General features: G+C 43.2%; 14 protein-coding genes. 6 read left to right on the forward strand and 8 right to left on the reverse strand.

Annotated elements, in window-relative coordinates; all coding sequences use genetic code 11:
• Positions 1–212: 212 nt before the first annotated feature.
• Positions 213–2,840, forward strand: coding sequence for a sensor domain-containing phosphodiesterase (locus EGC80_RS02210; RefSeq protein ID WP_124013237.1), 2,628 nt, complete (start codon positions 213–215; stop codon positions 2,838–2,840).
• 18 nt (positions 2,841–2,858) lie between these two features.
• Here the strand turns inward: EGC80_RS02210 and rep are convergent, their stop codons facing one another.
• Positions 2,859–4,877 carry a DNA helicase Rep gene (rep, locus tag EGC80_RS02215; protein ID WP_101033007.1) on the reverse strand — a complete coding sequence of 673 codons (2,019 nt, stop codon included), beginning with the start codon at positions 4,875–4,877 and terminating at the stop codon, positions 2,859–2,861.
• Positions 4,878–5,019: 142 nt separating this feature from the next.
• Here rep and ubiK point away from each other — a divergent pair, with 142 nt between their 5' ends.
• A complete protein-coding gene (gene ubiK / locus EGC80_RS02220; RefSeq protein ID WP_101033008.1) occupies positions 5,020–5,268 on the forward strand; it encodes a ubiquinone biosynthesis accessory factor UbiK in 249 nt (82 codons plus the stop codon).
• 77 nt (positions 5,269–5,345) lie between these two features.
• Here ubiK and EGC80_RS02225 read toward each other — a convergent pair whose 3' ends face one another.
• The 6 genes from EGC80_RS02225 to ilvC form a co-directional block, all read right to left on the reverse strand.
• The gene (locus tag EGC80_RS02225) at positions 5,346–6,482 is read right to left on the reverse strand and encodes a pyridoxal-phosphate-dependent aminotransferase family protein (RefSeq protein WP_101033009.1); all 1,137 of its coding nucleotides are present in this window, start codon (positions 6,480–6,482) and stop codon (positions 5,346–5,348) included.
• Between the two features lie 233 nt (positions 6,483–6,715).
• Positions 6,716–8,290 (reverse strand): threonine ammonia-lyase, biosynthetic, encoded by a 1,575-nt coding sequence (gene ilvA, locus EGC80_RS02230; RefSeq protein WP_101033010.1) that lies wholly within the window; start codon positions 8,288–8,290, stop codon positions 6,716–6,718.
• 1 nt (position 8,291) lies between these two features.
• Positions 8,292–10,151, reverse strand: a complete 1,860-nt coding sequence (ilvD, locus tag EGC80_RS02235) for a dihydroxy-acid dehydratase (RefSeq protein WP_124013236.1) — start codon at positions 10,149–10,151, stop codon at positions 8,292–8,294.
• A 111-nt stretch (positions 10,152–10,262) separates the two neighbouring features.
• Positions 10,263–10,520 (reverse strand): acetolactate synthase 2 small subunit, encoded by a 258-nt coding sequence (gene ilvM, locus EGC80_RS02240; RefSeq protein ID WP_101033012.1) that lies wholly within the window; start codon positions 10,518–10,520, stop codon positions 10,263–10,265.
• Complete coding sequence (gene ilvG, locus EGC80_RS02245) at positions 10,517–12,202, reverse strand: acetolactate synthase 2 catalytic subunit (RefSeq protein ID WP_101033013.1); 1,686 nt, start codon at positions 12,200–12,202, stop codon at positions 10,517–10,519. The genes ilvM and ilvG overlap by 4 nt, the downstream gene beginning before the upstream one ends.
• 789 nt (positions 12,203–12,991) lie before the next feature.
• On the reverse strand, positions 12,992–14,473 hold the full coding sequence (ilvC, locus tag EGC80_RS02250) for a ketol-acid reductoisomerase (RefSeq protein ID WP_101033014.1): 1,482 nt from the start codon (positions 14,471–14,473) through the stop codon (positions 12,992–12,994).
• A gap of 197 nt (positions 14,474–14,670) precedes the next feature.
• On the opposite strand from ilvC, the gene ilvY reads away from it, so the two are divergent.
• Positions 14,671–15,543, forward strand: coding sequence for an HTH-type transcriptional activator IlvY (gene ilvY, locus EGC80_RS02255; protein ID WP_101033015.1), 873 nt, complete (start codon positions 14,671–14,673; stop codon positions 15,541–15,543).
• Between the two features lie 19 nt (positions 15,544–15,562).
• Here the strand turns inward: ilvY and EGC80_RS02260 are convergent, their stop codons facing one another.
• Positions 15,563–16,870 (reverse strand): hemolysin family protein, encoded by a 1,308-nt coding sequence (locus tag EGC80_RS02260; protein WP_101033016.1) that lies wholly within the window; start codon positions 16,868–16,870, stop codon positions 15,563–15,565.
• A gap of 366 nt (positions 16,871–17,236) precedes the next feature.
• Between EGC80_RS02260 and EGC80_RS02265 the strand changes: the two genes are divergently transcribed.
• From EGC80_RS02265 to EGC80_RS02275, 3 genes are all read left to right on the forward strand, one after another.
• The gene (locus EGC80_RS02265; RefSeq protein ID WP_101033017.1) at positions 17,237–18,760 is read left to right on the forward strand and encodes a YifB family Mg chelatase-like AAA ATPase; all 1,524 of its coding nucleotides are present in this window, start codon (positions 17,237–17,239) and stop codon (positions 18,758–18,760) included.
• A 79-nt stretch (positions 18,761–18,839) separates the two neighbouring features.
• Positions 18,840–19,736 (forward strand): acyltransferase, encoded by an 897-nt coding sequence (locus tag EGC80_RS02270; protein WP_101033018.1) that lies wholly within the window; start codon positions 18,840–18,842, stop codon positions 19,734–19,736.
• A 6-nt stretch (positions 19,737–19,742) separates the two neighbouring features.
• Complete coding sequence (locus EGC80_RS02275; protein WP_101033019.1) at positions 19,743–20,666, forward strand: acyltransferase; 924 nt, start codon at positions 19,743–19,745, stop codon at positions 20,664–20,666.
• The last annotated feature ends 50 nt before the right edge of the window (positions 20,667–20,716 follow it).

Raw genomic sequence — 20,716 nt, forward strand, 5'->3', positions numbered from 1 at the left:
ATGGATAAAACACCGCCGCGTCTAGCCCTGATTTGCATTTTTTAACTGACTGATTAACTTTTGACTCATTTTGGGTGACTATTTACTCATTTGCGATAGTTATTAACATTGTGCTCACATTTATTTCGCTTGGATAACAATTGAATTTATGGTAATAATAATGCTGTTCAACAATATTTTTCCAAATATTTTAATAGGATAGAGCAAGGAATATGGATACGGATACGGATATAAGTCACACAAAAACATCCTCAAGTGTTGAGCACCTACAAAAAAGGATTGCTCGCTTGAGAGGTCTGGCTAAAAAATATAAACGTTCCGAAATTATCCAAAATGCCCTCCTTGGTATTTCCAATATTGCGACGCAAGTAGCATCACTTGATGATTTTTACCAACGGGTGCATTTAAATTTACAACAACTTATTCCTGCAGAAAACTTTTTTATTGCATCGCAAGATCCCAAAACGGGATTGACCAGTTTACCTTTTTTTGCCGACCAACAAGATTCTCACCCCACAGAGCTCTATCCAGACCAAGAAATATCAGCGTTGCTTAATAGTGGCCTAACGGGTTATGTGCTTCGTAATGGTGAACCTTTATTATGTGACGATAATAAGTTTAATCAATTAATCGCCAGTGGCGACATTAAAAGCCTTGGATCGCCGTGCCATCAATGGCTCGGCGTACCCATCAAAAACCAAGATGTTGTCAGTGGCGTACTCGTAGTACAAAGTTATAACGAAGCCAATACCTATGGTGAACTTGAATTAGAACTAATGGGTTTTATATGTCACCATATTTCCGGCGTCATGGAGCGACTTCAACATCATCAACAACTTGAACAAGCCATTGTTGAACGGACCAAGGAACTCAGCCAAGCTTATGAAAAGGTTAAAATCGAAGTTAAAGAAAGGGTAAAAGCAGAAAAACTTCAACGAACGCTATTTGAAATAGCCGACCTGTCTGCATCAAATGTGCTGCAACAAGATTTTTACCCTCGTCTTCATAATATTATTAGCCAGTTAATCCCTGCACATAATTGCTTTATCTCACTGATTAACGATAATAATACGTTGTCGTTCCCGTTTTACGTGTCACAAATGGCAGCCGAATATCCCGCATCTCGCCCAATGCAGGATGGATTGACCGAGTACATTCTTGATCATAAGTTACCTCAGTTGTTATCCGCCAAAGATATTGCCCAAATGGTCGATAGAGGTGAAATCTATGCAAAATCACCAGAATTAAACAAAACCAATAGAATGCATCAATGGATAGGTATTCCATTGATCATTAATGGTGATATCGCGGGCGCGTTAACCATTTATAGCTTAGATGACGACCATATTTATCAATTGAAAGATTTAGAGCTACTGACATTTGTTTCCCAACACATGGCCAATGCTATTGAGCGTAAATTGGCGACTGAGTCGCTGAAAAATAGCCATGAGCAGTTAGAGGATAAAGTGGTTAAACGCACTCAAGCACTCGCTGAACTCAACAATAATCTTCAACAAGAGATAAATCAGCGCCGCAAAATTGAAGATCAACTGCTGCACGACGCGCAACATGATGGGCTGACGGGTTTACCTAATCGCAGCTATTTAATAGAGCGATTGTCACAAGCATTAAAACACTTGCGCCGTCATGGCTTAGATCAGTTTGCATTGTTATTTATCGATCTTGATAGATTTAAAGTGATCAATGATTCTTTTGGTCACTTAGAAGGCGATCGATTTTTAATTGAAACTGCGCAACGCATAAAGTCATGTATTCGCGACAACGATACTCTGGCACGAATGGGGGGAGATGAATTTGTCATCTTGCTTGACTCAATTAATGCTACTGAAGACGCTGTCGAAGTCTGCGAGCGTATTTTACAGACATTATCAATGCCCTATCAGCTAGCCAAACAAGAATTTATTTCTGGTGCCAGTATCGGGGTTGCATTTAGCGGGCGTAATAAATTGGTTACCAGTGAATCGCTGCTGCGTGATGCTGACGCCGCTATGTATCAAGCTAAAGCCAATGGCAAAGGCTGTTTCGTCATTTTTGATGACAAGCTCAGCGCTCAATCTCAGCAACAACATGCATTAGAAATTGATTTTAAGAAGGCTCTCGACCAGCAAGAGTTTCAGATACGCTACGTTGAAGTGGTCGACTTTACCACAGGTGAAATTATTGCTATCGAACCACAAGTTGAGTGGCATCACCCAGAACAGGGCATCATTGAACACGTAAAAATGAAACACTTAGCGGTACAATATCAACTAACGCTTAATTTAGATGGTTATATGTTTGCCCATTTAAACGATCAGTTTCAGTCGCTCAAACAACAATATGGTGCCGATGTTCATTTTCATTTATCGATTTGCAGCCAACACATTAAAAATAAATTTGTATTACGCAACCTTAAAAACACTATCAAAAACAGCAATATCGATTTAAGTAAGTTAATGTTGTTTTTCAACGAAAAAGCCTTAGTTCAAGACACTGAAAATCATATTAACGGTTTTGAGATCATCTCACAGTTAGGCGTGCTAATTGGCATTGATGGCTATGGTACAGGTTACAGCTCTCTAAGTTGTCTCAGCTTTTTACCCATTCAAGCATTGAAATTGGATGAAGACATTAGTAAACACTTACTTAATGATAAACAATTACAGTTAGTCAGGGCTTACCAACTCACCGCTGCAACCCTTCAGTTTGATATGTATGCTACTACCGTAGACACCCAGCAACAGGTTAGACAATTTTTAGCCTTGGGTTATGTCCGCGGACAAGGTCGTGCATTAAGTAAGTTATTTTGTGAAAAAAAGCCCTATATATCTTGTGCATGATCAATAAGCCAAACGGGTTCATGACTCTTTTTTAAACATGTCGCGTAAATTGGCAATATGACTTTTGCCGGTTTCCACCCGTTGTTGTTCAGTTTGCACCGGTTTGCGGTTTTCCCAAATGAGGTCATCTTGCGGTAACTCAAGTAAAAAACGACTGGGTTCGCAACGAATCGTTTCACCAAATTGACGTCGCTCACGGCATATCACAAACCATAATTCACGTTGTGCACGGGTTATCCCCACATAAGCCAGTCGACGTTCTTCATCGACATTTTCCTCATCAATACTCGATTGATGTGGCAAGATCCTTTCTTCAACTCCCACCATAAATACAAAAGGATATTCCAGTCCTTTAGAGGCATGTAAGGTCATTAACTGAACTTGATCGCCACCTTCATCCTCACTGTTACGTTCCATCATATCGCGCAGCGTTAATCGAGTGACCACTTCGGGCAACGTCATCGGTTCATCTAACTCATCACCTTCGAGCATTTCGGTAACCCAACGATACAATTCAGAAATGTTCTTCATGCGCATTTCAGCCGCTTTGGCACTGGTACTGGTCTCGTATAGGTAATCTTCGTAATTTATTTTACGGATCAATTGTTTAATCGCCTCAACAGGCTCGCCACGTGTTGCAACCTCTCCAGTATCAACAATAAACGTTCCAAACTGATACAAAGAGTTAACCGCCGCAGGCGCTAGATGATGGTTGAGCTCAACATCAAAAATCGCTTCAAATAACGAGATATGTTTTTGATTGGCAAAATGACCTAAACGCTCCAGTGTCGCAGGACCGATACCACGCTTGGGTAAGTTAACCACCCGCAAAAAGGCATTATCATCATCAGGGTTCACCACTAAACGCAAATACCCCATAATATCTTTAATTTCTGCACGAGAAAAAAAGGATTTACCACCACTAATCTTATAAGGAATACGGTTGGTAATGAGTGCCCGTTCAAGTAAACGAGACTGATGATTACCTCGGTATAAAATGGCGTAATCACCAAACTTGGTCCGCCCAACAAACTTATGCCGAATAATCTCCGCCACCACTCGTTCAGCTTCTTGTTCTTCGTTAGCGGCAATTAATATTCTTATCGGTTCACCATAAGCTAACTCACTAAATAACGCCTTGTCGTACACATGAGGGTTATTGGCAATCAAAATATTGGCGGCACGTAAAATACGTTGGCTGGAACGATAGTTTTGCTCTAATTTAATCAGTTTAAGCCTTGGATAGTCGGTCCCTAACAACACTAAATTTTGTGGTTTCGCGCCGCGCCAAGAATAAATAGACTGATCATCATCGCCCACCACAGTAAAACGTGAGCGTTCACCCACCAAGAGTTTCACTAATTCATATTGGCTGGTATTGGTATCTTGATATTCATCCACCAGCAAATATTGAATTTTAGTCTGCCAACGAGTGCGCACTTCTTCATTCATACGCAACAATAACGTTGGAATTAAGATCAGATCATCAAAATCGAGCGCATTATAAGATTTCATATGCTGAGCATACCGTTGGTACAACATGGCAAATAACTGGCTTTGCTCATCTTTTGCCATATTTTTCGCTTGCTGAGGGATCACTAATCCCCCCTTCCAATTTGATATCGCTGATGCCAAAGATTTGATTAGGTCTTTATCTTCATCTAATTCATCTTCAGTCAGTTCTTTTAATAAGGCGAAGGTATCTTGGTCATCAAACAAAGAAAAACCGGCCTTAAGCCCAAGCACTTTATGCTCGCGCTTAATAATTTCGAGTCCTAAGGTGTGAAAGGTTGAGATCCATAATCCACGGGCATCTTTTCGACCCATAGACTGAGCCACACGCTCTTTCATTTCACGAGCGGCTTTATTGGTAAAGGTGACGGCGGCAATATTGCGGGCTTTATAGCCACATTTTTCGACTAAGTAAGCAATTTTATTAATGATCACCCGTGTTTTACCACTCCCCGCGCCCGCGAGCACTAAGCATGGACCCGATACATAATGTACGGCTTCATTTTGCCCTGGATTGAGTTTCATTAATCATTACACCTTACTTAACCTTAAACGAAGACGGATCATAGCAGAATCACCTCGCGACGGTTAACGAAAATCACAGTTAGGTTTTGGAAAATCGCCGACCTCGGTTACAATTGAATCAATATATCAGTAGGGAATAATTATGATTAATCCAAAGAAAATAGAAGAGCTCGCTAAACAGCTTAGTGACAATCTACCTAACGGCGTAAAGCAATTTGCTGGGGAATTTGAAGAACGCAGTAAACAAATACTTCAAAACCAACTGATGAAATTGGATGTGGTTTCCCGTGAAGAGTTTGAAGTGCAGCAGCACGTGTTACTTAAAACCCGTGAAAAGCTTGAAGCATTACAAGCACAAGTGAATGAGTTAGAAAAAAAGTTAGCTGACTAGCGACTAATTTCTTTTCTAACAGGCATAAAAAATGACGCTCTAAAGCGTCATTTTTATGATTACGCAAAACTGATGTTTTATTTTAGCGACTCTTCTAATGCACGTAAGCAAAGGGCGACGTTTTCACGACGAGCACTAAAGCCCATCAAGCCGATACGCCATGCTTTACCCGCTAATGCCCCTAAACCTGCGCCAATTTCTAAATTATATTCTTCCAATAAATGCTTACGCACTGCAGCGTCATCAACACCCTCTGGAATATACACAGTATTGAGTTGGGGTAAACGTGACGACTCTTCAACCACAAATTTAAAACCAAGTTGGGTTAGTCCATCACGTAATAATAGGTGCATTTTACGGTGTCTTGCCCACGCATTTTCAAGCCCTTCATTGGCGAGCAAACGTAAAGACTCATGGAGCGCGTATAAGGCATTCACTGGCGCTGTGTGATGATAACTGCGCTTAGCACCAGCACTATTACCCCAATAACCCATGACTAAAGTTTGATCTAAGAACCAACTTTGCACTTGGGTAGTACGGGCTTTTAGTTTCGCCACCGCTTTAGGAGAAAATGACACTGGTGATAAACCGGGTACACAAGATAAGCATTTTTGGCTGCCAGAATAAATCGCATCAATGCCCCACTCATCCACTAGCAATTCAACACCGCCAAGTGACGTCACCGCATCGACAATGCTGATACAGTCATGCAATTGCGCCAAAGTACACAAGGTTTTGGCATCCGATAATGCCCCGGTTGATGTTTCAGCATGCACAAAGGCTAAAAATTTGGCATCGGGATGCGCCACAAGTGCGGTTTCAACTTTATCTGGGCATACTGGTTCACCCCATTCATTGTCGACCACAACGGCTATACCGCCAACGCGCTCAACGTTTTGGCGCATACGTTCACCAAACACCCCATTGCGACACACAATCACCTTTTCGCCAGGCTCAACTAAGTTAACAAAGCAGGTTTCCATACCAGCACTGCCTGGCGCCGATACCGCTAAGGTCATTTCGTTTTTGGTTTGAAAAGCATATTGAATTAAGCTTTTTAATTCATCCATCATGCCGACAAAAAGTGGGTCAAGGTGACCGATAGTCGGTCGTGATTGGGCCGCAAGCACTTCGGGATACACATCAGATGGGCCAGGGCCCATTAGAATTCGGCGCGGTGGCATAAAAGCTGGAATTGTTGGCACGGGTAACATCAATGTCTCCTTAAAATGAGGTCGAATACGCTAAATACTAATTACATTAATACGATTAGTATTACTAGCATATGGAAAAATTTACCCTACATATAAAGCAACCCCAATGACATGATGCCGCGACGGCATCGTATATTGGCGATTTGGAACACAGCCACGAATATTTTTTCGTTTTAGGCGCACTGACAATACCACATTGAGGCACTAAATCACCTCCGGAGGGTATTTTAACATCAATTACCGCTTCGCTTAGCGCTATTCAAAAATAACTGATATGCCGGACTGTGGGTTTCTTCTTGATAAACGAAACCTAAGTCTGTTAAAAACTGGGCAAACGCCACACCGTCTTTCTCCGGTACTTCAAAGCCGGCTAACACTCGGCCAAAGGCTGCGCCATGGTTACGATAATGAAATAAACTGATATTCCACTTGCTCTGTAAGGTGGTTAAAAACTTCAACAACGCCCCGGGATGTTCAGGAAACTCAAAGCTAAACAAGCGCTCTTCTAGCGGTTCAAGCGGATGACCACCGACCATATAACGCACATGCAATTTAGCGGTTTCATCTTGGGATAAATCTTGAACTTCAAATCCTTCCAATTCAAGTTTAGCGATAATCTCGCTTAGCTCTGCTTGGCCACCCGTAAGACGAATACCGGCAAACACCACTGCAATGTCGCGGCTACTAAAGCGATAGTTAAACTCGGTCATCACCCGTTTATCGAGTAACTGACAAAAGCGTAAAAAACTGCCTGGCTTTTCAGGGATTTTCACCGCTAACACCGCTTCTTTTTGCTCAGCTAATTCGCAGCGTTCAGACACATAACGTAAGCTATGAAAATTGACGTTTGCGCCACTCAAGATAGCCGCCACTTTTTTCGGTGCATCAACCGCATCGCCTTGTTGCGCCATGTATTTTTTAAGCCCCGCAATCGACAAGGCTCCGGCGGGTTCAGCTATTGCACGAGTATCTTCAAAAATATCTTTTACCGCCGCGCAAATTTCATCGGAAGTAACGGTAACCACCTCATCAACGTATTCACGCGCTAAGCGAAATGGCTCAGTACCAATCCGTTTAACCGCAACGCCATCAGCAAATAACCCCACTTGAGCCAATGTTACCGGTTCATCGGCTTCTAATGCCGCCTTTAAGCACGCCGCATCTTCTGGTTCAACCCCAATGATCCTCACTTGTGGCATCACCGCTTTATAATAGGCCGCAATACCGGCGATTAATCCACCACCGCCAACAGGCACAAACACGATTTCAATATCCCGTTGTTGTTGTACCATTTCTTGGGCAATGGTGCCTTGACCAGCAATCACCGCTTCATCATCAAACGGGGCGATATAAACACGCCCTTCTGTTGCCGACAGATTTTTAGCATACTCATTGGCTTGATCAAACGCTTGCCCATGTAGCACTACATTGCCACCTAAGCGTTTCACTGCATCAATTTTAATATCAGGCGTAGTACTTGGCATCACAATAACGGCGTTAATACCGCGGCAGGCGGCAGACATCGCCACACCTTGAGCGTGGTTACCCGCAGACGCACACACCACGCCTTTATCACATTCATCTTGAGTTAACGCTGCGATACGATTGTAGGCACCGCGGATCTTAAACGAATGCACGGGTTGCATATCTTCACGCTTTAAATACACCTGACAACCAAAGCGAGCAGACAATTTATTCATGCTCGACAGTGGCGTCACTTTAGCGACATCATAAACAGACGACAGTAAAATTTTCTGCAAATAATAATGGGCTAAATCTAATTGAGTTTGAGACGCTAAAGCCAACATATTACCCCTCCAGCTTAGAACGATCACGAACAGCACCTTTATCAGCACTGGTCGCCAGTAATGCATAGGCTTTAAGTGCTAATGAAACATAACGCTCGCGAGAAACCGGTTTCCAACCTAACGGACCTTTGGCATCCATAGCATTGCGGCGACGAGTAATCTCTTCATCACGGACATTAAGTTGAATACTACGCTGAGGAATATCGATGGCAATTTGATCGCCATTTTCAATTAACGCAATAGTGCCACCTGACGCCGCTTCTGGTGATACATGGCCAATTGATAAACCTGAGGTGCCACCGGAAAAACGACCATCGGTGATTAATGCACATTTAGCGCCTAAACCACGCGATTTCAAATAAGTTGTTGGATAGAGCATTTCCTGCATACCTGGGCCGCCTTTTGGGCCTTCGTAGCGGATCACCACCACATCACCTTCAATCACTTCGCCGCCTAAAATGCCGGCTACTGCATCATCTTGGCTTTCATACACACGGGCATTGCCAACAAAGGTTAAATTAGACTCATCCACCCCTGCTGTTTTCACAATACAACCATCAACGGCAACGTTACCTGACAATACGGCTAGGCCACCTTCTTGACTAAACGCAAACTCACGCGAACGAATACAGCCATGTTCGCGATCATCATCGACACTGTCCCAGCGACAATTTTGACTAAATGCTTTAGTGGTTGGAATACCTGCCGGGCCAGCACTAAAAAAGCGAATAATGTCAGGGTCACTAGTCTGTTTAATGTCGTACTTGGCTAACACTGATTTTAAATCGCCGCCATCATCAGCGGCCACATGCGGCACATCGTTATGCAATAAACCCGCGCGGTCTAACTCACCTAAAATACCCATCACCCCACCAGCACGGTGGACATCTTCCATATGATATTGAGGCGTTGATGGCGCAACCTTACATAAATGAGGCACTAAGCGCGATATGCGGTCAATATCCGCCATGGTAAAGTCAATTTCGGCTTCTTGCGCCGCGGCCACTAAATGCAACACAGTATTAGATGACCCGCCCATAGCAACGTCTAATACCATGGCATTTTCAAACGATTTAAATGAGGCTATATTGCGCGGCAATGCTGTTTCATCGTCATGCTTGTAATAACGCTCAGCCAACTTCATTACACGGCGACCGGCTTCTAAAAATAATTCACGACGATCTTCATGAGTTGCCAGCATAGAGCCGTTACCTGGTAACGACAATCCCAGAGCTTCAGTCAAACAGTTCATTGAATTGGCGGTAAACATTCCCGAGCACGAACCACAAGTAGGGCATGCACTGCGCTCAATTTGCTTACTGTCTTCATCGCTGACATTGGTATCGGCTCCCGCTACCATCGCATCAACTAAATCAAGCTTAATAATTTGATCAGATAACTTAGTTTTACCCGCTTCCATTGGACCGCCCGACACAAAGACTACCGGGATGTTTAACCGCAACGCCGCCATTAACATGCCAGGAGTAATTTTATCGCAGTTAGAAATACACACTAATGCATCAGCACAATGGGCATTGACCATGTATTCGACGCTATCGGCAATTAACTCACGTGACGGTAGACTGTACAACATGCCACCGTGACCCATAGCGATACCATCATCTACGGCAATGGTGTTGAACTCTTTGGCAATACCGCCCGCTTCTTCAATGGCGCCGGCAACTAATGACCCCATGTTCTTTAAATGCACATGGCCAGGCACAAACTGAGTGAACGAATTGGCAATCGCGATAATGGGCTTACCAAAATCATTTTCTTTCACTCCAGTGGCACGCCATAGTGCGCGGGCGCCTGCCATGTTGCGGCCTTCGGTACTGGTTGCTGAACGTAATTTGGGCATTACAAATATCCTTGTTTACTACAGTGCTCGTTAGCGGTTTTTCCAATAACGACTAAATAATCTCTAACTAAATAGTATCTAACTAAATCGTGCTTGGCTCAATCGTAAGCGCTAGCCGTTGGCGACCTTGTTTAACGGTATCGCAGATAACACCTTACAATGAGTCACGTCGATTAATTTGTCTAACTGGGTACTCAGCAGTTCAATGGCACGTTCGGCCTCAACCCATAAGTCTACTGCCATGCTGGCATCGTCATTGATACGCACTTGCATTTGGGTGACTGTAAACCCACGATGGCGAGTAACACGTAGTAGGCGTTCAAGCACTTCAGGGCAATGTTGAACGGTTATTTCTAATGCATGCATCATGTTTGCTTCTCCATTTGATCCATCATTTCACTATTACTCGCACCCGGTGGTACTAAAGGCCACACGTTAAAGGCATCATCAATCGACACATGCAGCATGTAAGGACCACTACTGTTTAACATATCTTCTAATCCTTGCTCGACTTGATCGGCACGCGTTATCGTTCGACCTGGTATATCAAATGCTGATGCCATAAGGACAAAATTAGGATTATCAGATAAGTCTGTTTCACTGTAGCGCTCTTCAAAAAACAGTTGTTGCCACTGTTTAACCATACCGAGTTTTTGATTATCCATCAGTAGGATTTTTACCGGCAACTTACGGCGTTTGATTGTGGTTAATTCTTGAACGTTCATCATAAACGAGCCGTCACCAGAGACCGTGACCACAGTCGCATCGGGTCGCGCAACTTGAGCGCCAATCGCGGCGGGTAAGCCAAAACCCATGGTGCCTAAGCCTGCACTTGATAAGTGATCTTCAGGGCGACGAAACCACATGTGCTGCGCCACCCACATTTGATGTTGACCCACATCGCAGGCGACCACACTGTCTTCAGGTAATTTATTGGCTAAACGACGTAACATCGCTGGGGCATAAATTAAATCACCCGGATGTTGGTAATCCCATTGGTGCTTAAGAGATAACGCCTCAACATCTGCTTGCCACTGACCAATATCAAGCTGGCCAGTCACTGCGGCCGTTAATGCGGGTAACACCAAGCTCAACTCGGCTGCAATCGCTACGTCAGCTTGGCGTAACTTGCCGATTTCGGCAGCATCGATGTCTAAATGCAATACTTTGGCATTACTGGCAAAACTGGCAAGGCGACCGGTAACACGGTCATCAAAGCGTGCACCTACTACCATTAATAAATCGCATTCTTGCACTGCAAGGTTTGCGCCTTTGCCACCATGCATGCCCAACATGCCTAAATAACCTTTAGTACCATGTGCAATGCTGCCCAAGCCTTTTAAGGTCGCCACCGAGGGGACGCCTGTGGCGGCGATAAACTGACGTAAATGCGCAACCGCGCCAGCCATTCCAACACCACCACCGACATACAGCATAGGTTTTTTAGCCTGCTTAATTAACGCTGCTGCAGCGTCTAATTCACTGACTTGGGGTTGTAATTCATCGGTAACGCTTTGAAGCGGTGTTTTGTATTCTAATGAAGCCAGTTGGATGTCTTTTGGAATATCAACTAACACCGGACCAGGACGTCCTGCTGCGGCGATTTCAAATGCGCGATATAAGGTAGGAATAAGCTCATTGATGTCGGTGACCATAAAACTGTGTTTAGTGCACGACAACGACATGCCTAATACATCAATTTCTTGGAATGCGTCAGTACCAATCACACTGCTAGAGACTTGACCGGTTATGGCCACTAGCGGAACAGAGTCAAGCAGAGCATCGGCGAGTGAGGTGACTAAGTTAGTGGCGCCAGGACCGGATGTAGCAAAGCACACTCCTGTTTTACCACTCGCACGAGCATACCCCACCGCAGCAAACGCGGCGCCTTGTTCATGACGGCTAAGCAAGTGCTCTACCGGACCGCCATAAAGGGCATCGTAGATTGGCATAATCGCCCCACCAGGATAACCAAATACGGTTGTCACACCATGTGCTGCTAGTACTTTAATTACTGCATCAGCGCCGCGCATTTTCTGTACTGCTTCCATATGTTGCTCTCTACTTCGTCAATGTATCTGCTGCTCTACTGTGGAATGTTTAGGTCTTTTATTTTTACTTAGGGCTAAAACTAAAAAACCCCCGGTCCTTTCGGAGCGGGGGTTTTTGCAATCTGTGTGACTCTTAGGTCAGTCTAGTTGTCAAAACGCCACCCCCGCGGTGATTTAATAATCACTACGGTAATAATTTCGAGAATGAGTATGGTTGCGTGGTTTAACATATTATCGACTGTATCCTAGGTATCTTTGTTGATTTATTTAGTGGTATTTAACCACAACCTTTATGGCGTACTTAAATAAGTACCATAAAAGAATTACCCAATACAACTAAAAAATCTACTTTGTAAAAAAATTCAGCTTCCCTGCCGAGACAATGCAAACAACCACAAAAACTATAAGCGTGTTATTAAGTGACTAATCACTTGTTAATAATCAATTAACAATCAACTAACAACAATCAACTAACAACAATCAACTAACAACAATCAACAATCAACAATCAACAATCAATTAACAACAATCAATTAACAACAATCAATTAACAACAATCAATTAACAACAATCAATTGACAACAATCAATTAACAACAATCAATTAACAACAATCAATTAACAACAATCAATTAACAACAATCAATTAACAACAATCACTTAACAACAATCTAACGATTTGTTTTCCCAACAGCCCAATTGACAAGATGAACCGTACGATTGATGCCTGTCCGACAACATAAACATGCTGCAAACAACTAAGCGGGTACTTCACCAATCACTTTATACGTTAGCTCGCTTCAACAATACTCTTCATATCAGTCATGTAACCACGTAATTCAGCGCCGATAAACTCAACTTCTGTATTACGAATTTTTTCATTTACGTCGATTAAGCGAAGGTTATCAACACCAGTTGCTTGTTCCTTAAGACCGGCACCTAAGTACTCAGATGGCATAGCGTTAACATAATCACGTAGCATAGGCACTGCGGCATGGTTAAATAAGTAACAACCGTATTCAGCTGTATCTGAAATCACCACATTCATTTCATATAAACGTTTACGCGCAATGGTGTTGGCAATCAAAGGGGTTTCATGCAGCGACTCATAATAAGCCGATTCTTCAACAATGCCTGCGGCAACCATGGTATCAAACGCCAATTCAACACCGGCTTTGATCATCGCCACTAAGAAAATACCTTTATCGAAATAGGTTTGCTCGTCGATATACTCAGATGATACTGGGGCATTTTCAAACGCGGTTTCGTTAGTATCCGCTCTCCAACGCAATAAATTAGCATCATCATTGGCCCAATCTTCCATCATAGTGCGAGAAAACTCACCACTGATAATGTCGTCCATGTGTTTTTCAAACAATGGCTTAAGGATAACCTTTAACTCTTCAGCCATATCAAATGCTGTGATTTTAGCGGGGTTTGATAAGCGATCCATCATGTTGGTAATACCGCCGTGCTTAAGCGCTTCGGTTACCGTTTCCCAACCTTGTTGAATTAACTTGCCGGCATAACCCGGTTCGACACCGTCAGCCACCATTTTCTCGTAACCTAAAATGGCACCGGTTTGTAACATGCCACACAAAATGGTCTGTTCGCCCATAAGGTCAGACTTCACTTCAGCAATAAACGATGACATTAATACGCCTGCACGATCGCCACCAGTAGCACTGGCATAAGCCTTAGCAATCGCTAAACCGTCACTGTTTGGGTCGTTTTCTGGGTGCACGGCAATCAATGTCGGTACCCCAAAACCACGCTTATATTCTTCACGTACTTCTGTAGCAGGGCACTTTGGCGCAACCATGATGACAGTAATATCAGCACGAACTTGCATGCCTTCTTCAACAATATTGAAACCATGTGAATAAGATAAGGTAGAACCTTGCTTCATTAATGGCATAACCGCATTAACAACATTAGTATGTTGCTTGTCTGGCGTTAGGTTTAACACTAAATCAGCTGCAGGAATAAGCTCTTCAAAGGTGCCAACGGTAAAACCGTTATCGGTCGCTTTTTGCCATGATGCACGCTTTTCTGCTATTGCTTGCGGACGTAAGGCAAAAGAAATGTTCAGGCCTGAGTCACGCATGTTTAAACCTTGGTTAAGGCCTTGAGCACCACAACCTAAAATCACAATATTCCAATCTTTAATATAGTTGCAACCATCACTGAATTCAGTACGGTTCATAAACCGGCATTGTGCTAGTTGAGCTAATTGTTGACGTAAATTCAGAGAGTTAAAATAGTTAGCCATCTGATACCACCTATAAAATTTAGTAATTGGGGACACAACATCTTATAAGTCAGCGACCTTAAACGTTGTGATTAACGTCACTATAGCGCATGCATATGATTGCTTAAAATGATATATTCGGGACATCACGTTGCAATTAATGCAACATAGAATACATAACCTAATACTTAACCTAATGCGTGCTATAAGGTGCTGTGATGGATATTCGATCTCTTAAATTATATTTACACTTATGCGATAGCCTGCATTTTGCCAAAACAGCGGAGCAATCTCATGTCAGCCCATCGACATTAAGCCGCGCTTTACAGCGTTTAGAAGAGGAACTGGGCAGCAAATTGTTTGAACGAGACAATCGCAGTGTCACCATTACCCACGCAGGCATAGAATTTAAGCGTTTTGCTGAGCAGACATTATCGGAATGGACCCAACTGCGTAACCGTATCGACCCAAGTCAGCAGTTTTTACGCGGCAATCTTAATTTGTATTGTTCGGTTACCGCAGCTTATAGCCATTTACCGGCGCTGCTAGACCGATTTAGACGTGAGCATCCCCATGTCGATATCAATCTCAACACTGGGGATCCGGCTAATGCGGTCAATCAAATTCAAAAGAATCGCGCCGATATTGCCATTATTGCATTGCCTGATGCGTTCCCCGCCAGCTTGCATTTTACCCCGATTGATAAGGTGCCAATATCAGTTATTGCCCCCACAATGCCATGCCAAGTACAGCAATGGGTAAACCAAGCAAAAATTGATTGGGGAAAACTACCCTATATCGTGCCTGACCATGGTCCAGGCAGAAAAAGGATCGATTTGTGGTTTAAGCAAATGGGCATCAAACCCAACATATATGCTCAAGTTTCTGGCCAAGAAGCCATTGTCTCTATGGTCGCCTTAGGCTGTGGCGTTGGTATTAGCCCAGAGGCGGTGATCCACAATAGTCCGGTGCGAGAGCGTATTCAAATCTTATCGTCGCCAATCCCAATCCCCCCTTTTGAATTAGGCTGTTGCTGCAAAGAAAAACGCACCAATGATCCGATCATTAGTGCGTTCTTAGAGATTATTTAATGGGGCGAATATGAATTACTCAAGGTAATGGCGGTGCATCAATGTCTAAACGGGTAACCAATAGTTGGTCGACTTTGTAAGAATCAATATCAACCACCTCAAATTTATAACCCGCGTAATTGACAAAGTCAGTACGCTTGGGAATTTTACGCAGCATATACATCATAAAACCGGCAATGGTTTCGTAATTCTGATTATGTGGAAACACTTCAATATTAAATGCGCGCATCACATCGGTAATGGGCGTCACGCCATCCACTAACCAAGAATTACCATCACGGGCAACAATTTGCTCTTCACTTTCATGCAATGACCACGCGCCCATAACGGCACTTTGTAGATCGTTGGTGGTCACAATACCGACAACCAAAGCATACTCGTTCATCACCACCGCAAAGTCAGATCGATTATTCTTAAAATACTCCATCGACTCAGATAAGGTTAAGGTATCAGGAATAATTAAACAGTTATGTACAAGCGTGCTGCCTTTTAAGGTTATATCTTGCCCATTAATCACTCGGATAAGCAGCTCTTTTGCATCAACAAATCCTTTGATCATGTCCAGTTGACCATCACAAACGATAAACTTGTTATGCGGATTTTTAGCAATTTTTTGCTTGATGTCTTCTTCGGTATCTTGCAGTAAAAAATACACTAAACTTTCACGCGCCGTCATGGCCGAGGTCACCGACACAGACTGCATTTCAAACACGTTCTCCATCATTTGCTGCTCGCCTTTATCCATCACACCGGCTTCAGTGCCAGCGGTCATCATGGCGTAGATATCATCATGGGTCACTTGGTCATTACGCGCGGTAGGCACTTGTAATAATTTAAAAATAGCATTAGCCAAGCCATTAAAAATCCACACAAACGGTTTTAATACTTTAATGCATAGAATAATGGGCATCACAAAAGTAACGGCCACTTGCTCAGGGATCACCATTGCAATCCGTTTCGGCATCAAATCAGCGAATAGAATAAACAACGAGGTGACGGTAACAAATGAACACACAAAACTCAGCTGCAAGCCCCACTCATTGCCTAATAAAGGCAACAGTAGTTGTTCAAAATGCGGTCTAAAGGCCGATTCACCGACGATACCGCCCATGATAGCCACTGCATTAAGTCCAATTTGCACTACGGTAAAAAAACTGCCTGGATGCGCCTGCAGTTTCAGCACTTTAGCGGCACGTAAATCACCTTCATCAGCCATTAATTGCAAGCGCATCTTTCGTGATGCCGCGAGTGCAATTTCAGACATAGAAAAAAAACAACTTATGCCTATTAGGCACAAGATGATCAATAAATTATCAGAGAGGCTCATAGTTTACCTTTACCTGAGTACTAGCCAAAATATCAGGAATGTATGTACATATCTTTGTTGCAAAATGGACAAATGCAAGACCTCAGCCATTTATTAACATTAAAATTAATCTGGCTAACGGTGCAATACAGATAGAAATAACCAGTGGTGAAATATCATTATTGCGTTTCACGACAACAGACCAATTTATAATCAGTCCCCGCGAACGATAAAGCGACGGTATTCTACTCAACATCAGTGATTTAAACTAGCTTACAAAGCTAACTTTATCTGACTTATTTAGCCTTTATCACGCAAAAAAACACATCGCTGCTAGACTGTAGCAACCCATTCATTTGTATATTATTCAAACAAAAGGAATTGTTAATGGCGATAGCCTGTGTATTTACCCGAGCAAGCTGCGGTGTAGAAGCGCCGAGAGTGACTGTTGAAGTACATTTAAGCAATGGTTTACCGGCGTTTAATCTAGTGGGGTTACCAGAAACCTCAGTCAAAGAAGCCAAAGAGCGCGTCAGAAGTGCATTGATTAATGCAGGATTTGAATTTCCACAAAGACGCATTACCGTCAACCTCGCCCCAGCCGATTTACCTAAACAAGGTGGCCGCTATGATTTACCCATTGCGGTTGGTATTCTCGCGGCGTCAAATCAAATCCCAGCCAAAGCATTACACCAATGTGAGTTTGTCGGTGAATTGGCTCTTTCAGGTCAAATTCGCCCTTGCTGTGGATTGCTGCCTGCCATTATTGCGGCACGTAATGATCAGCACCATTTTTTTATGCCCATCGAAAACCGTCATGAAGCAGAACTCGTTGGTTATCATCACAGTTATTTTGTCGCCCACTTACAAAACTTGGCAGCCTTTTTACACGGCCAGGCACAATTACCGTTACTCGATACCTTACCCGAGTGGATTGAAGAGCAGCCTCTAGTATCATCATCACTTTGTATGAGTGATGTCATTGGCCAGTATCAAGCCAAGCAAGGGCTTGAAATCGCGGCAGCCGGAGGACATAACATGTTATTTATAGGCCCCCCAGGGACAGGGAAAAGCATGTTAGCCAATCGAATTATTCCGTTATTACCCCCGCTCACCTACGACGAAGCGATTGAAGTGGCGGCGATCCATTCTGTCGCCGGATTACATGTCAAACCACAAAACTTCCTTAACCGCCCTTTTCGATCGCCGCATCATACCTCCTCATCGATTGCACTTATTGGCGGCGGTAGCCACCCCAAACCAGGGGAAATATCCTTAGCGCACCGCGGGGTTTTATTTCTTGATGAAATAGCGGAGTTTCCTCGTAAGGTACTAGATTGTCTGCGAGAGCCGTTGGAAACCGGCCAAGTTGAAATTTCACGCGCTGCAGCAAAATTGACCTTTTTGAGTCGGTTTCAACTCATCGCCGCCATGAACCCAAGCCCCTGTGGCGATACTGAACGCGCGCGTTCGACGCCCGATCAAATTCAGCGATATTTATCACGTTTATCGGGGCCTTTTTTAGACCGCTTCGATTTAACCGTAGACGTACCCAAGCTTCCTGCCGGCACCTTAACCCAACAACACCAACCCAGTGAGTCTAGTGTTGAAATAGCCAAGCGCGTTAAACAAGCGCGCGATCAACAACTCAGCCGTTCTGGGGTATTAAACAGTGAATTAACCCCAAAGCAACTCAAGCAAGATGGGGGGATTACTCAAGCAGATCTGGCTTTTTTGGAACAAAGTGTCGTGAGCTTAGGATTATCTGTTCGCAGTTTTCATCGTATTCAACGCGTATCACGCACCATTGCCGACTTGCAGCAATCTCCTACCACTGAGCGCAATCACATTGCTCAAGCCCTTGGTTATCGGGCAATGGACCGATTACTAGCAAAATTGAATCAACAATAAACGTAATTTAACCTATCGTATTGATTGAGCAAATCAGCGACTCCTAGTAACATAGCCATCCGTTTAATAGGAGAGAAAAATGTCGCCGCTTTCGAAAATCAAAGGTTCAATTGCATTCTTATGCTATTTATTTAATACCATTTTTTGGACAATCCCCATCTTGATGTTCAGTATTGTAAAGTTGATCCCGATTGGCATTTTTCAAAAAGTCTGTAGTTATATTCTCGATAATTGCGCGACAGCATGGATAAGCACTAATACTATCATTGAAGACATTTTTCATCCGATGCGTATTCATGTCACTGGCGATCAATCGTTTTCTGAAAAAGAATGGTATATGGTCATTGCTAACCATCAATCATGGGTCGACATCCTCATTTTGCAACGAGTATTTAATCGCAACATTCCATTTTTAAAGTTTTTCCTCAAACAAGAACTGATCTTTGTGCCGGTACTCGGCCTAGCATGGTGGGCATTAGACTTTCCGTTTATGCGCCGTTACAGCACTGCACAATTGCGAAAAAACCCTAAATTGAAAGGCAAAGACATTGAAATTACTCGCAAAGCCTGTGAGAAATTTAAAACCAAGCCAGTCAGTATAATGAACTTTGTTGAAGGCACACGATTTAGTGTGGCTAAACATGATAAACAAAACTCTGCCTTTCAACACCTGCTAAAGCCTAAAGCTGGCGGGATGGCTTTTGCATTATCGGCTATGGGGGAGCACATAAATAAGCTCGTTAATGTGACCATCTATTATCCAGACATCGTTCCTACGTATTGGCAATATATTTGTGGCGAACTATCTGACGTTAGAGTGGATATCAAAATCACTGACATCCCAAAGAATATGCGGGGTGATTACCTAAAAGACCGCGAATTTAAAATCGAATTCCAAGAACAGTTAAATCAGCTATGGGTTGAAAAAGATCAACAGTTACAACAATTCATTACTGACGCAAAGCCAAAGGTATAACAACATATGCTGACTTTTTTACCTGGGCCGGTACTCTTTATAATCAGTTTGTCGCTATTGATCATCAATACCCTAGTATGGAGCTCATTGTTAACCATTGGCGGCGTGGCAAAATTATTACTGCCGTTCTTGCTTGCACGCAGACTATTAACCCGAATAATGAATCGTTTAATGTGGTCATGGGCCACATGTAACGGCGGCATTTTATATTTAATCTCAAATATTGAATGGGATGTAAAAGGGCTCGATAAACTTGACCCTAACGGCTGGTATTTACTGATCAGTAATCATGTCAGTGGCTTTGATATTGCCGCCCAAACGTACGTATTGCGTAACCACATTCCAATGTTGAAATTCTTTTTAAAAAAAGAACTGCTCTATGTGCCAATAATGGGCCTAGGTTGCTGGGCGCTGGACATGCCGTTTATGAACCGAACGAGTGCGGCTAAGCTGAAAAAGAATCCAAAATTGAAAGGTAAAGATCTTCAAACGACCCGCAAAGCCTGCGAACGTTTCAAACACATGCCAACATCGATTATTAATTATGTTGAAGGCAGTCGCTTTACCGAAGAGAAGCGTCTGCGTCAGAATTCACCGTATCGCCATTTATTACGCCCTAAAGCCAGCGGCATTGCCTTCACGCTATCTGCGATGGGCGAACAGTTTACCAGCCTGTTAAATATCACTTTGGTTTATCCAGAAACATCGGAAAAAGTACTGGCTAATGTCATGCATGGACGTACCAAAAAAGTGATTATGCGTGTTGAAGTACTCCCGGTGCCGCGAGTTGACCCACAGATCTATTTTTCAAGCCCGGAAACCCGTGTCGAATTTCAGCGCTGGTTAAATAGACTTTGGCTAGATAAAGATCAGCAAATTGATGACATAAAAAAAGCTTACCTACAGCAACAACGTAATCAAAGTGATTAAATCGTCAAAAAACCGACAAATGACGATTTTCTGTTGCGTTAAACGTGTAA

The organism is Shewanella psychromarinicola (genome assembly GCF_003855155.1).
Classification (GTDB): Bacteria; Pseudomonadota; Gammaproteobacteria; order Enterobacterales; family Shewanellaceae; genus Shewanella; species Shewanella psychromarinicola.

Bases quoted from the DNA above. Each gene is read 5' to 3' on its own strand.
- EGC80_RS02210 (WP_124013237.1), top strand. From the start codon at position 213: ATGGATACGGATACGGATATAAGTCACACAAAAACATCCTCAAGTGTT.
- rep (WP_101033007.1), bottom strand. From the start codon at position 4,877: ATGAAACTCAATCCAGGGCAAAATGAAGCCGTACATTATGTATCGGGT.
- ubiK (WP_101033008.1), top strand. From the start codon at position 5,020: ATGATTAATCCAAAGAAAATAGAAGAGCTCGCTAAACAGCTTAGTGAC.
- EGC80_RS02225 (WP_101033009.1), bottom strand. From the start codon at position 6,482: ATGTTACCCGTGCCAACAATTCCAGCTTTTATGCCACCGCGCCGAATT.
- ilvA (WP_101033010.1), bottom strand. From the start codon at position 8,290: ATGTTGGCTTTAGCGTCTCAAACTCAATTAGATTTAGCCCATTATTAT.
- ilvD (WP_124013236.1), bottom strand. From the start codon at position 10,151: ATGCCCAAATTACGTTCAGCAACCAGTACCGAAGGCCGCAACATGGCA.
- ilvM (WP_101033012.1), bottom strand. From the start codon at position 10,520: ATGATGCATGCATTAGAAATAACCGTTCAACATTGCCCTGAAGTGCTT.
- ilvG (WP_101033013.1), bottom strand. From the start codon at position 12,202: ATGGAAGCAGTACAGAAAATGCGCGGCGCTGATGCAGTAATTAAAGTA.
- ilvC (WP_101033014.1), bottom strand. From the start codon at position 14,473: ATGGCTAACTATTTTAACTCTCTGAATTTACGTCAACAATTAGCTCAA.
- ilvY (WP_101033015.1), top strand. From the start codon at position 14,671: ATGGATATTCGATCTCTTAAATTATATTTACACTTATGCGATAGCCTG.
- EGC80_RS02260 (WP_101033016.1), bottom strand. From the start codon at position 16,870: ATGAGCCTCTCTGATAATTTATTGATCATCTTGTGCCTAATAGGCATA.
- EGC80_RS02265 (WP_101033017.1), top strand. From the start codon at position 17,237: ATGGCGATAGCCTGTGTATTTACCCGAGCAAGCTGCGGTGTAGAAGCG.
- EGC80_RS02270 (WP_101033018.1), top strand. From the start codon at position 18,840: ATGTCGCCGCTTTCGAAAATCAAAGGTTCAATTGCATTCTTATGCTAT.
- EGC80_RS02275 (WP_101033019.1), top strand. From the start codon at position 19,743: ATGCTGACTTTTTTACCTGGGCCGGTACTCTTTATAATCAGTTTGTCG.